The organism is Rhizobium sp. Root1220, assembly GCF_001426265.1.
Taxonomy (GTDB): Bacteria; Pseudomonadota; Alphaproteobacteria; order Rhizobiales; family Rhizobiaceae; genus Rhizobium.
The window spans coordinates 89,228-102,623 of record NZ_LMDG01000012.1; the positions used below are offsets into that span (position 1 = coordinate 89,228).

The window sequence follows — 13,396 nt, forward strand, 5'->3', positions numbered from 1 at the left end:
GGCAAACGTCGATTTCGCCTGTCGACTGGATTTGTCACAGCCTTTATGTTGCGCCGCGTCAAATGCCGGTGTGCTCCCGACGCCATACCGGTGAGTTTTGCTCAAATCATTGACAACCCGAGTAAAAGAATACGCGCCCGCGTGGGCTTTGGAATTTCTGTTTCTTCATTTAACTAGGCAGACAGTGCATATTCCGGCAACTTCGAAATGGATTGATGAATGCCTTCCAAGAGTGAACAGTTGTCGGTATTTCCTGCCTTCTTCCGGGTGGAGGGCAAGGTTGCGGCTGTGTTCGGTAATGGTGACGAAGCCTTTGCAAAAGTACGCCTGCTTCTAAACACCAAGGTCAGGATCGTCGCCTATGCAGATCGACCCGAAGCAGACTATCACGCCTACCTGATCGCCAACCGTATCGAGACCGTGCGGCAGGGCTTTGCGACCGACCAGGTACAACGTGCTGTCCTGGTTTTCGCGGCGACTGGCCAGGCTGCCGAGGATCGGGCCATCGTGGACGCAGCGCGTGCCGCGAAAGTGCCGGCGAACGCTGTCGATCAGCCAGACTATTGCGATTTCTTCACGCCGGCGCTCGTTAATCGTGCGCCTGTCGCTGTTGCAATCGGCACCGAGGGAGCGGGACCTGTGCTCGCGCAGATGATCCGGGCCCAGATCGACCAGTTGCTCGCGCCATCGCTCGGACGGCTGGCGGATTTGGCGATCAGCTACCGCAGGACTGTCGAACATCTCGTTCCCAAGGGCGCAGCACGCCGCGTTTTCTGGCGCCGGTTCTTTTCCGGTGCGGTTGCCGATGCCGTCGCCAACGAAAACCTGCCTCAGGCGAGACGTGTTGCCAGCGAATTGTTGCAATCGGTTGACAAGGTGCAAGGGCATGTCTGGCTCGTCGGCGCGGGCCCGGGCGCGGTCGACTTGCTAACGTTGCGCGCGCAGCGCGTAATGATGGAAGCCGATGTGATTGTCTACGATGCGCTTGTGCCGCAAGAGATCGTCGATATGGGGCGACGCGACGCGGAGCGGCTCTCGGTCGGTAAGCGCAAGGGATGCCATTCCAAGTCGCAAGAAGAGATCAACGACCTCCTTGTCTATCTCGGACGCGAAGGCAAGCGCGTCGTGCGTCTGAAATCGGGCGATCCGCTGGTCTATGGCCGGGCCGGGGAAGAAATGGCCGCTTTGCGTGTGGCCGGCATTTCCTATGAAGTTGTCCCGGGGATCACCTCGGCATTCGCTGCCGCAGCCGACTTCGAGCTGCCGTTGACACTTCGCGGTGTTGCGTCGTCGCTCGTCTTCACCACGGGTCACGATCTGACCGGTGATGTGTTACCGGACTGGGCAAGTCTTGCCGTATCCGGCGCCACGATAGCGGTCTACATGGGACGCACGGTTGCTGCTTCGGTTGCAGCGCGCCTGATGCAGGCGGGCCTTCCATCGGAGACCACCGTCGCCGTCATCGAGAACGCCAGCCGCGCCGATCGCCGTCTGCTGCATGGGATACTCCGCGATCTGCCCGATTTGCAGAATCGCGACGAGTTGATGGGACCGGTTATGGTCATTATCGGCGATGCGGTTGCAGGCGCCAATTTTGAACTGTCCGAACCGCTGGTGCGTGAGCGTGCGCGGTCCGAGGAATTTGCAAGGAGCTAAATATGGTAGACAAGGTTCTGACGGCCAATCGGCTGACAGACGGCATTGCTGTCTGGCTTGATGCCAACGGTGCTTGGGTGACCTCACTGCAGGACGCGCTCGTTGCTCGCCACGCCGAGGCCGTCACGGCCCTCGAGGAAATTGGCAAGAAGTCCTATGCCAACAATCTTGTCGTTGACGTGGCTGTCATCGAAGTTCAGGAAACCAACGGGGTTCTGTGGCCGCTCCGCCTTCGCGAGCGCATTCGCGCCCAGGGGCCGACCATGGAATATGCGCCGGGTTACAAGCCGGCCGATCCCGAATTCATTGCAGTCTGAGGAAACAGATGTACCGTTACGACGAATTTGACCACGCCTTTGTCGCCGAGCGCGTCGAGCAGTTTCGCGATCAGGTCCAGCGCCGCCTCTCCGGTGAACTTTCAGAGGATGCATTCAAGCCGCTACGGCTGATGAACGGCGTCTATCTGCAGCTCCACGCCTACATGCTACGCATCGCCATTCCCTATGGCACGCTGAGCTCCAAGCAGATGCGCATGCTCGCCCACGTCGCGCGCACTTATGACCGCGGTTACGGCCATTTTACCACACGCCAGAACCTGCAGTTCAACTGGCCGAAGCTCTCCGACATGCCGGATGTGCTGGCGGAGCTCGCAACTGTCGAGATGCACGCGATGCAGACGTCGGGTAACTGCATCAGGAACGTGACGGCTGATCACTTTGCCGGTGCTGCGGCCGACGAAGTCGCAGATCCGCGCCCGTATGCGGAAATACTGCGCCAGTGGTCATCGGTCCACCCGGAATTCTCGTTCCTGCCGCGCAAGTTCAAGATTGCCGTGACCGGTGCCGAGCGCGACCGCGCCGCCATCCAGGTCCACGACATCGGCCTGCACCTCAAGAAGAACGACAAGGGCGAAATCGGCTTTGCGGTCTATGTCGGCGGCGGCCAGGGCCGTACTCCGATGATCGCCAAGCTGATCCGCGATTTCCTGCCGGAAGAGGATCTGCTCTCCTACACGACCGCCGTCATGCGCGTGTACAACCTGCATGGCCGCCGCGACAACAAGTACAAAGCTCGCATCAAGATCCTGGTTCACGAAACGGGTGCCGAAGAACTGGCGCGTCAAGTCGAGATCGAATTTGCTGCGTTGAAGGACACTGAGCTGAAGCTCCCGGAATCCGACGTGCAGGCTATCACCGCCTATTTCGCGCCGCCGGCTCTGCCCGAGCGGGCCGAAGGTTGGGAAAACCTTGCACGCTGGAAGAAGGCAGATCCGGCCTTTGCCCGTTGGGTGCAACAGAATGTGCAGCCCCACAAGAACCCTGACTATGGCATGGTCACGATTTCGTTGAAGCCGATTGGCGGCATTCCCGGCGACGCTTCGGACGGTCAGATGGACGCGATCGCGGACATTGCCGAGGAATATGCCTTCGATGAGATTCGTGTCAGTCATGAGCAGAACCTGATCCTGCCCCATGTGGCGCTTGCGGATCTCGAACTGGTCTACCGCGGTCTGGTCGCGATCGATCTTGCCGAAGCCAATGCCGGGCTGATCACCGACATTATTGCCTGTCCCGGCTTGGACTACTGCGCGCTCGCCAATGCACGCTCCATCCCTCTCGCCCAGGAGATCTCCCGTCGTTTCGGCGATGCGGATCGCCAGGCTGAGATCGGTGAGCTGAAGATCAAGATTTCCGGTTGCATCAACGCCTGCGGCCATCACCACGTCGGCCATATCGGCCTTCTCGGTGTCGAAAAGAAGGGTGCCGAACTCTATCAGATTACGCTTGGCGGTTCAGGCGACGAGCACACATCCATCGGCGAGATCATTGGCCGTGGCTTCGAGCCGAGCAAAGTAACCGACGCCATCGAAACGATCGTCAACACCTATCTGGGGCTCCGCAAGGATTCGTCTGAAATCTTCCTGGAAGCCTATCGTCGCGTTGGCCCCCAGCCATTCAAGGATGCGCTCTACGGTTCGGCGGCGGAAGCGGCATAAGGAGAAAAAGACGATGACCAAGATCTGGAGAGAAACCGGTTTCGTCGAAAACGATCCGTGGGTGATCGAGACCGAAGAAGTCAAGGCGGGCGAGGGGCAGAAGCCTCTCCTCGGCCTGGATGAGTTGATTGCCAGGGCTGACGAAAGCAACGAGGTTGGTTTCGGCGTGCTGATCAATCCGGCTGACGATGTCCGCAAGCTCGAACCTTATCTTTACCGGCTGGAAATTGTAGCGGTCGCATTCCCGGCCTTCAACGACGGTCGGGCCTTCAGCCATGCGTCGCTGCTGCGCGATCGTCTCGGCTACACCAACGAGCTTCGCGCGGTGGGCGACGTGCTGATCGATCAGGTGCCACTGATGCTGCGGGTCGGAATCGACAGCTTTGCGGTCAGCAACGAGACCGCATTGAAGCGCCTTGCCGAAAAGCGCCTTCCCGAAATTCCGCATTATTATCAGCCGGCTGCGCGTGACGCGGACGCCGGCAAGGGCTATAGTTGGCGCCGTCAGGCGAAGCCGGCTGTATAAGGCCCGCTCGCCGTTATAGAACAGCGGAACGGTGCAATGAAGACCTTCGAAATAGTGGTGATCGGTGGCGGGTTGGCCGGTATGATCGCCGCGATAGCGCTGGCGCGCGGCGGCCGCCATGTGGCACTTGTCGCGCCGCCGGCCCCGCGGCAAGACCAGCGCACGACCGCGCTGATGGATCAGTCGATCCGCTTTCTCGATCGTCTGACGCTGTGGGCAAAGCTCAAGCCGTCAGCTGCGCCGCTCGCAACGATGCGCATCATAGATGGCACGAATCGGCTGCTGCGAGCGCCGACGACCACCTTCCGCTCCGCCGAAGTCGGCCTCGACGCATTCGGCTACAATTTTCCGAACAAGGCGCTGATGGAGGTGCTGGAAAGCGCCGTTGTCGCCGAGGGCAACATCACGCGCTTCAGTTCCTTCGCCGATGTGGTGGACGTAACGGCCGAATCCATATCGATCACGCTGGCAGACGGCCAGGTTGTGTCGGCCGGGTTTGCGGTCGGCGCGGACGGGCGTAAGTCGAAACTACGCGAGACGGTGGGCATCGGCGTGCGCAGCTGGTCCTATCCGCAATCGGCCATGGTGCTGAACTTTGCGCATTCACTCCCGCACGAAAACATCTCCACCGAGTTTCACACGGAAAGTGGACCCTTTACGCAGGTGCCGTTGCCCGGCAACCGCTCCAGTCTCGTCTGGGTGCAGAGTCCGTCTGATGCGGCGGCTCGCAACGAGCTCTCGCTTGCGGAGTTGAGCAGCGTCGTCGAGGACCGGATGCAGTCGTTGCTCGGCAAGGTGACCGTCGAGGAAGGCGTCCAGCTCTGGCCGCTTTCGGGTATGATGGCACATCGATCCGGCAAGGGACGCGTGGCGTTGATTGGCGAGGCCTCTCACGTCTTTCCGCCGATCGGCGCGCAAGGGTTGAACCTCAGCCTGCGCGACGTGATGTCGTTGGCCGACATTCTCTGTGCTCGTCCCGAAATGCCGGTGGCAGCCGATGCCGGCGATCAGTTTGACCGCAAACGTCGCGCCGACATCATGACCCGCACAGCCAGCGTCGATCTCCTCAACCGCTCGCTGCTGTCGGGTTTCCTGCCGGTACAAGTGCTGCGCGCCGCCGGTCTGCATATCCTGTCGGCGATCACACCGCTTCGCAACATCGTCATGCGCGAGGGGATCGAGCCCGGTCGCGGATTGCGTGACATTCCGGCGGCGATCAGAGAAAAGCTAAGCCGGAAGAAAGCTTGATGGTCGGGACGCTGCCAGCTAGCCGATTTTCATCAGGACTGGAAAGGTCTGCTGGAACCAGATTGCTGCATCGCTGACGAATCCGAACATGAAGGCGAGGCCTGTCAAGATCAGGAACACGCCCATCGCCTTTTCGACTGTGCCCAGATGCCGCCGAAAGCGCGTCAGGAAGCCCATGAATGCACCGGAAAAGCCGGCCGCGATCCAGAATGGAATTGCAAGACCGAGTGAGTAGACGGCCAGGAGACCGGCACCCGAACCGACCGTTTCGCGCGAGGCGGCAACGCCGAGGATGGCGCCAAGGACCGGGCCGATGCAGGGCGTCCAGCCGAACGCGAAGGCGAGTCCCATCACATAGGCGCCAGTCAACGTCGCAGGCTTTCCTCCGCTCTGAAAACGTGCTTCCCGTGCCAGCAAGTCAATTCTGAACAGACCGAGGAAGTTGAGGCCCATGATGATGATGATGAGGCCGCCGATCTTTGCCAGCAGATCGAGATGCTGGCGAAGCGCCATGCCAATGCTTGATGCCCCGGCGCCCAGCGCGACGAACACGGTGGCGAAGCCGAGCGTGAAGAACAACGCGGAAAACAGCACGCCGCGGCGTACATCAGGTGCGACGACGACAGCGCCGCCGCCCCGGAATTGCTCGACGGAAATGCCAGCCATATAACAGAGGTAGGGTGGTACCAGCGGAAGGACGCAAGGCGACAGGAAAGACAGCGCTCCGGCAATCAGCGCACTCAGCAACGAAATATCTGCAATCGACAAGTGGTCTCTCCGGCGGCGGGCAATGTTGGCGAATTCCTACCGCAGCATACCCAATCCCGCCAATCACCTTTTTGCGTGTCGCCGCGCGTCTGATGATGAAGTCGGGAACACGTTCGGGTTAATTGTCTGGCAATTCAAAAAGACTAGTTTGCGCACATGCGAATAAGCACAATCACCAATTGGGCCTATGGTGTCACCGTTGTGTTGACCGTGCTGTCGGGCGGTGCGTTCATCCTGTCTGGTTATAGCGCAACACGCGAGAGGACAGCCGTTCAGGAGCACCTGGAGCTTGATGTGCTCGGCGAGGAGCTGGCGCTTGGTGCCGAAGAGCGAACCGACGCAGCCCGTCTCTATGTGATGCGGGGAGATCAGAGGCACCTCGATGCTTTCCATGGCAGAGAGGACGAGGAACGGCGACGAGAGGGCGCAATCAAAGGCGTTCGGGAAATCGGCGCAACGGCCGCGGAGTTGGCAGCCCTTGAAGAAGTCGCGCGCGATGCCGAAGCCCTGGACAAGATCGAGATTGCAGCGATCTCCGCATTTGGAACCGGCGACCAGGTCGGCGCCAGGCAATTGCTTTTCGGGCCGGAGCACGATCGGCTTCAGACCGCTTTGCTTGGTGCAGTCACCCGTTTTCGCGAACTGACGAACGCTCGCACGGAAGCGGTGGTGCGGGACGCGCAGTCACAGAGCGACTGGTGGAGTTTGCTTGCCAAGACACTGCTTGCGTTGACGGCGGCCCTGTTCCTCGGCGTCCTCTACTTCATCTTGAAGCGGCGTGTTGCGATGCCACTCACCCGCATGACCGGGATCGTCAGCCGGCTGGCCAGGCAGGACTACGATGTCGATGTTCCGCTTGATCGCCGGCGCGACGAGATCGGCGAGATGAACGAGGCCATCCACATCTTCCGCGAGAACGGCCTGGAGCGCGATCGCCTTGACGCGGAGCGTCGGCGTGACCAGCAGACCAAGGACCTGATCCTGCAAATGATGCATAGGTTGCAAGCCTGCCAGACACAGACCGAACTCGCCGAGGTGGTGGCGCTATTCGCCCCGCAGATTTTTCCAGCGCTCGCCGGGCATCTTTACATCATGAACGAAAGCCGGACGACATTGGCGCGCATCGCCAGCTGGCTCGATCCGCAACATTCCGAGGCGTCATTTCCGGCCAGCGCCTGTTGGGGGCTGCGCCGCGGTCGGCCACATGTCAGCGCCCGCGAACATAGCGACATCAACTGCCAGCATCTCGATGATTCGGATGTTCCGGGCCTGTGCGTGCCATTGACGGCCCAGGGAGATGCGATTGGTCTGCTGTATTTCGAAGAACGCCCGGAGGGCCAACTGCAGGCCGAAACGTCACGTCTCTATCTCGAATTGATCGCCGAGAACGTCGGTCTGGCCACCGCCAATCTGCAGCTGCGAGACAAGCTGACGAACCTGTCGATCCGCGATGCGCTGACCAGCCTCTATAACAGGCGCTCGTTGGACGAGGATATGAACCGGCACGCGCGGGATCGGGGGACGGAACTCCTGGCCTGCATGATGATCGACATAGATCATTTCAAGCGCTTCAACGACGAGTTCGGCCATGATGCCGGCGACGAAGTGATGCGCTATGTGGCCCATATCATCAGCGACACAATCGGCGCGGCGGGCCACGCCTACAGATTTGGCGGCGAGGAGTTCACCGCTCTGATTCCGGGAATGGACGAGGCGCAAGGATTGGAACTGGCCGAGCGCGTCAGATCCAACATCCGCAGCGCGCCACTGTCGCACCGTGGCCGAATTCTCGGTGCCGTGTCGGTGTCGATCGGCCTTGCATCGTCGCGCGACAGCGGTTCGGTAGCGTCGCTGCTGACACGCGCGGACACGGCCTTGCTCGAGGCTAAGGCGCGCGGGCGAAACATGACGGTTCTGGCATCGGCTCTCGTTGACGGGGGGAGAAGACGTGATTCCGCGTAAGTGCCCGCGGAAGACCCTAGGCGGCACATTGATCCCAGGCGCGCCGGCCTCCTGTCCGCTATCTCCGTAAGTCACGAGCTTGACGAACAGCGTGCGCCCGGTCGACCGCACCGCTGCGACCGGGTGACCTGTTTTGACAGTGTCGCCGGCTTTTCAGACGTGACGAAGCACGCTAGTCTTTATGGTGACGTGGTTCCAGCGTTTCCCAATCCGGCGGTCCGGGGTGTTTCCGGTCGCTGTCCTATCGCCTCCAAGATATCGAACAGCTGAAGAGAGAGACTGCCTATGGCGGATCACCATTATGCGTCGATCCCAATGTGGAGTTGGGTCATACCAGCGCTCGGTATCGGATTGCTGGCATTGAAATTCCTTCATATCGTTCCAGCCGATGCAACGTTCGTGCTGATAATCGCGGGATTGTTGCTTTTGGCGGCGGTATTCGCTGCCGTTCACCATGCCGAGCTGCTGGCGCTCAAACTCGGCGAGCCGTTTGGCTCGATATTGCTGGCCGTCGCCGTCACGGTCATTGAAGTCGCGCTGATCGTGTCGATCATGATCTCGGGCGTCGAAGGCAGTGAAATGGTAGCACGAGACACGGTTTTTGCGGCTGTGATGATTGTGCTCAATGGGGTGGTCGGTCTGTGCCTTGTGTTAGGCGGACGGCGACACTTCGAGCAGACGTTTCAGTTGCAAGGGGCATCATCCGCCTTAGCTGTACTCGGTACGTTGGCCACCCTGACGCTGATCTTGCCGAATTTTACGCTCACGGTATCGGGCCCGTCCTACTCCCGTACCCAGGTTATGGTCATAGGTGCGGCATCGCTGGGGCTCTGGGCCGCCTTTGTTTTTGTGCAGACCGTCAAGCATCGCGATTATTTTCTCGATGCTCCAGTTGCGGTGAACCCGCAGGTGAAGGTGGCCATGCCCGAGCCCGAAAAGCCGTCTGATCGCGTCTCGGTGGCAAGTCTGGCGCTTCTGCTGGTTTCGTTGACTGCCGTGGTCCTGCTTGCCAAGGTTCTATCGTCGGCTCTGGACCAGGGGGTTGCCGCAGCGGGACTGCCGCCTGCATTCGTCGGCGTGGTGATCGCCGCCATCGTATTGTTGCCGGAAGGTATGGCCGCCGCGAAATCGGCTCTCAAGAACCAACTTCAGAACAGTATCAACCTGGCGCTCGGCTCGGCCATCGCCAGCATTGGCCTCACTGTCCCAACGGTCGCGGTCGTCTCGCTCCTCATCAACCACGACCTGGCGCTAGGTATCTCCTCCGCGAATGTGACGCTGCTGGTACTCACCCTGTTCGTTGGAACCCTGACGCTTGGTACCGGGCGCACCACTGTGCTTCAGGGCGAAATCCATCTGGTGATTTTCGTTGTCTTCCTGCTGGTTTCGGCGGTTCCTTGACCTCGCCATCATAATTGACTGAAATATATTTCAGTACGTGAATTATATTGACATTCGTCTTGTCCCAAGGCTAACTGCGATCACCGGGGTTCGAGGAGGAAATCCGGTTTCACGAACAAGGCGCCATGCGCGCCATCGGCTTTTTGGGAGGGGCTTCGGCCTCGAGGAGGAACTTTGCGCAATTTTCTGAGCACGACCGCGATGGCCGTTCTGGCCGTGGCTACATTGAGCACGGCCGCGTCAGCGGTCGAAACCGAAAACCCGTTTCGCTGCAAACCCGGCGAAAAGTACGTCATGAACGTCATGGTGTCGGGCGTCGAATACTGGTTCCCGGTCTACGAGATGTTCAAGCAGGCCGGTCAGCAGCTTGGCTGCGAAACCGCCTACACCGGCACACCGGAATATGACGTGAACAAGCAGATCGCGACTTTCGATCAGGCGCTTGCCCAAAACCCGGCCGGTATCCTCGTTCACCCGATGAATTCGGATCCCTTCATCGAGCCGATCAATCGCGCGATCGATCAGGGCACCGCAGTTGTCACCTTTGCTGCGGATTCGCCGCTGTCCAAGCGAATTTCCTTCATCACCTCCGACAATACGCGCGAAGGCACCTATGCGGCCGACGCGATTGCCGAGAAGCTGGGTGGCAAGGGGGAATATGCGGTTCTGGAAAATCCGGGACAGGACAACCACGACAAGCGCATTGCCGCCTTCATTGCGCGGATGGAAGAGAAATATCCCGATATGAAGCTCGTCGGACGGGCGGCGTCGAACCAGGATCCGAACAAGGCCTACCAGGGTCTGATGAGCCTGGTGCAGGCGCATCCGAACCTCAATGCGGTGTTCATGCCGGAGGCAAACTCTGCGATCGGTGCGGCTCAGGCCAACAAGGAAAGCGGCGGAAAGATCCTTGTCATGTGCGCCGATGTCAACGCCAACATTCTCGACATGATCAAGGCCGGGGAAGTCTTCGGCTCGATCAACCCGAACCAGGGCATGCAGGGTTACATGGGTTTCATGATGCTGTGGCTTGCCAAGCATCCGGAGCTGATCGATCCGATGAACGACGCGAAACGCTCGGGCTTCAATCCGATGAGCATTCCCGTCGTCGACAACGGGCTTTCGATCGTGACGGCCGCCAATGCCGACGATTTCTACTGGGACAAGTACCTGCAGCGTCGGGGTACGAAGGGTATCGAGGAGTAAGCTTTGTAGTGCGGCTGTCCGGGGCAAACCCCCGGGCCGCCGTTGCAAAGCATCGGAAGGGAGAGCTGCGATGGCGGAAGCGCCGGTCCTTGAGATACGCAATATCAGCAAGCATTTTGGCGCCATCAAGGCTCTGACTGATGTGACCTTCCGCCTTGAGAGGGGCGAAGTGCATGCGCTATGCGGCGAAAACGGTGCGGGTAAATCGACGCTGATGAACATCATTGCCGGTGTGCTGCAACCGAATGAGGGAGAAATTCTCGTAGACGGAGCTACCGTCAAGATCACCTCTCCGGCGGTGGCCCAGTCGCTGGGCATCGGGTTGGTACACCAGGAGATCGCACTTTGCCCGGATGCGACGGTTGCCGAGAACATGTTCATGGCGACGACGAACAAACGACGCTCGCCGTTCATGAATTTCGCCAAGCTGGAGCGGGACGCCCAAGCGGTGATGAGCCGTCTTGCCCCGATCGACGTCCGCCGGAAGGTGGGAGATCTACCGATATCCAGCCAGCAGCTCGTCGAGATCGCCAAGGCGCTGACGCTCGACTGCCGCGTGCTGATTTTCGACGAGCCGACGGCGGCGCTGACGGAGGCGGAAGCGCAGGTCCTGTTCGGGATTATCAACGATCTGAAGGCGCACGGCATTTCGATCGTTTACATCAGCCATCGCATGGCGGAGATATTCAGCCTCTGCGACCGCGTCACGGTCTTTCGCGACGGACGTTACGTGTCGACGGAGAAGCTCTCAGATGTGACATCGGACGATGTGGTCCGCAGCATGGTCGGCCGAGAGATCACACAGCTTTACCCGGAAAAGCGACTGCTCGCGGAGCGCACCGGCCAACCTATTCTTTCGGTTCGCAACCTTGGTGACGGTACACGCTTCAGAGACGTCAGTTTCGAGCTGCGCAAAGGCGAAATTCTCGGGATCGGCGGCCTGATCGGCTCCGGCAGAACCGAAATCGCCGAGGGCATCTGTGGACTGCGCACCACGACAGGAGGCGATGTTCGCTTGGGGGACAAAACCCTTGACGCATCGTCCTATGCAAGTGCGGTACGGGCGGGTGTCGTCTACCTGTCGGAGGATCGCAAGGGATCGGGTGTCTTTCTCGATTTGTCGATCGCGAAGAACATTGCCGCCCTCGATCTCAAGTCGCTAACCGGACGGTTCGGCCTGTTGGATGCCAAGGCTGAGGCCGAGCGGGCACAGAAACTTGCACGCCGTCTTGGTGTTCGGATGGGCGGGATCGACATGCCGGTCTCATCGCTCTCCGGTGGCAATCAACAGAAGGTCGCCATCGCCAAGCAATTGGCGGTCAATCCGAAAGTGATTCTCATGGACGAGCCGACGCGCGGGATCGATGTCGGCGCAAAATCTGAAATTCATCGCTTACTGCGTGACCTCGCACGCTCCGGGATCGGCATCGTCGTCATCACGTCGGAACTGCCGGAGCTTCTCGGTCTCTGCGACCGGGCAATCGTCATTCGCGACGGCACGGTCGCCGGAAACGTAGAGGGAGAGGCGATGACCGAGGAGTCCGTCATGAGGCTCGCCTCTGGGATCGGCGGAAGCCAGAACAACACATCGAAGGCATCAGAGCATGCCGTCTGAAGACAAGACAGGGACGGGAGAACAGGCAATGGCAGATCATGCATTGGCGGTGACGAAGGACCGCCCCTCTTCCTGGAGGAGGCTGGGGACGATGAGAGAGGCTGGGCTGATTGCGATTATTCTCGTGCTCTGCATCCTCATGAGTTTTGCCTCGCCGCACTTCCTCACGCTCGGCAATTTCAGAGCCATGTTGATGTCATTCTCGGTGGAGGGCATTGTTGTTGTCGGAATGACGATCCTTCTGATCGTTGGCGGTATCGATCTTTCGGTCGGATCCGTGGTCTGCTTTTCCATGGTCCTGTCGGGGTCGTTATTTCTGATGGGAATGGATCCATGGAGCGCTTCGTTGATCGGCATTCTCGCCAGCGCGCTGATTGGCTGTGTCATGGGATTCTTCGTAACGGTCATCGGGCTCAACCACTTCATTACGTCGCTTGCCGCAATGGTCATCGTGCGCGGTGTCTGTCTGGTCATCACGAAGGGAACGCCGCTATCGCTGTTCACGCTGCCGCCATCGTTTAAGGCGATCGGGCAGGGCACTTTCCACGGCATCCCTTACGTCATCCTGATCTTCGTCGCGATCGTTGCGCTGTTCGACTTCCTGCTGCGCCGGGCGACGGCGTTCCGCAAGGTCTTCTACACCGGCAGCAACGAGAAGGCGGCGCTCTATTCCGGTATCAGGACGAACCAGGTGAAGTTCTGGGTTACCGTGCTCTGCACTACCTTGTCGGGCGTTGCTGGCGTCATCTACATGTCGCGCTTCGGTGCCGCGACCCCCACCTTCGGTGTCGGCATGGAACTCAACATCATTGCAGCCGCCGTGATCGGCGGAGCCTCGCTCAGCGGCGGCTCCGGCACCATCCTGGGCGCCATCCTTGGTATTGCGTTGCTGTCCGTGGTCACCAGCTCTTTGATCCTGCTCAACGTCTCGGTCTATTGGCAGGACATGATAAAAGGCTGCATTCTGCTTGCCGCCGTCTCGATCGACCATTTCCTGCACAAGCGGAAGGCTGCCTGA

The 13,396-nt window shown here is 59.7% G+C and carries 11 protein-coding genes; 10 read left to right on the forward strand and 1 reads right to left on the reverse strand.

The window, feature by feature from the left end; translation table 11 throughout:
- Nucleotides 1-219 precede the first annotated feature (219 nt).
- The 5 genes from cysG to ASC90_RS09815 are packed head-to-tail and all read left to right on the forward strand — an operon-like array spanning nucleotide 220 to nucleotide 5,426.
- Nucleotides 220-1,656, forward strand: coding sequence for a siroheme synthase CysG (cysG, locus tag ASC90_RS09795; protein WP_056538980.1), 1,437 nt, complete (start codon nucleotides 220-222; stop codon nucleotides 1,654-1,656).
- A gap of 2 nt (nucleotides 1,657-1,658) precedes the next feature.
- Nucleotides 1,659-1,973, forward strand: a complete 315-nt coding sequence (locus ASC90_RS09800) for a DUF2849 domain-containing protein (RefSeq protein WP_056538982.1) — start codon at nucleotides 1,659-1,661, stop codon at nucleotides 1,971-1,973.
- A gap of 8 nt (nucleotides 1,974-1,981) precedes the next feature.
- Complete coding sequence (locus ASC90_RS09805) at nucleotides 1,982-3,652, forward strand: nitrite/sulfite reductase (protein ID WP_056538985.1); 1,671 nt, start codon at nucleotides 1,982-1,984, stop codon at nucleotides 3,650-3,652.
- A 13-nt stretch (nucleotides 3,653-3,665) separates the two neighbouring features.
- Nucleotides 3,666-4,178, forward strand: a complete 513-nt coding sequence (locus ASC90_RS09810; protein ID WP_056538988.1) for a DUF934 domain-containing protein — start codon at nucleotides 3,666-3,668, stop codon at nucleotides 4,176-4,178.
- A gap of 36 nt (nucleotides 4,179-4,214) precedes the next feature.
- Nucleotides 4,215-5,426: a UbiH/UbiF family hydroxylase gene (locus ASC90_RS09815; RefSeq protein ID WP_056538991.1), complete on the forward strand. Its 1,212-nt coding sequence runs from the start codon at nucleotides 4,215-4,217 to the stop codon at nucleotides 5,424-5,426.
- 18 nt (nucleotides 5,427-5,444) lie between these two features.
- Here ASC90_RS09815 and ASC90_RS09820 read toward each other — a convergent pair whose 3' ends face one another.
- Complete coding sequence (locus ASC90_RS09820; protein WP_056538994.1) at nucleotides 5,445-6,194, reverse strand: cytochrome c biogenesis CcdA family protein; 750 nt, start codon at nucleotides 6,192-6,194, stop codon at nucleotides 5,445-5,447.
- Between the two features lie 156 nt (nucleotides 6,195-6,350).
- Here ASC90_RS09820 and ASC90_RS09825 point away from each other — a divergent pair, with 156 nt between their 5' ends.
- From ASC90_RS09825 to ASC90_RS09845, 5 genes are all read left to right on the forward strand, one after another.
- Nucleotides 6,351-8,156, forward strand: coding sequence for a diguanylate cyclase (locus ASC90_RS09825; RefSeq protein WP_056538997.1), 1,806 nt, complete (start codon nucleotides 6,351-6,353; stop codon nucleotides 8,154-8,156).
- 285 nt (nucleotides 8,157-8,441) lie between these two features.
- Nucleotides 8,442-9,557 carry an ionic transporter y4hA gene (locus ASC90_RS09830; protein ID WP_056539000.1) on the forward strand — a complete coding sequence of 372 codons (1,116 nt, stop codon included), beginning with the start codon at nucleotides 8,442-8,444 and terminating at the stop codon, nucleotides 9,555-9,557.
- 174 nt (nucleotides 9,558-9,731) lie between these two features.
- Entirely contained in the window at nucleotides 9,732-10,763 is a 1,032-nt protein-coding gene (locus tag ASC90_RS09835; protein WP_056539003.1) for a substrate-binding domain-containing protein, read from the forward strand.
- Nucleotides 10,764-10,833: 70 nt separating this feature from the next.
- Nucleotides 10,834-12,378 carry a sugar ABC transporter ATP-binding protein gene (locus ASC90_RS09840; RefSeq protein ID WP_056539006.1) on the forward strand — a complete coding sequence of 515 codons (1,545 nt, stop codon included), beginning with the start codon at nucleotides 10,834-10,836 and terminating at the stop codon, nucleotides 12,376-12,378.
- 28 nt (nucleotides 12,379-12,406) lie between these two features.
- The gene (locus ASC90_RS09845) at nucleotides 12,407-13,396 is read left to right on the forward strand and encodes an ABC transporter permease (RefSeq protein WP_156392896.1); all 990 of its coding nucleotides are present in this window, start codon (nucleotides 12,407-12,409) and stop codon (nucleotides 13,394-13,396) included.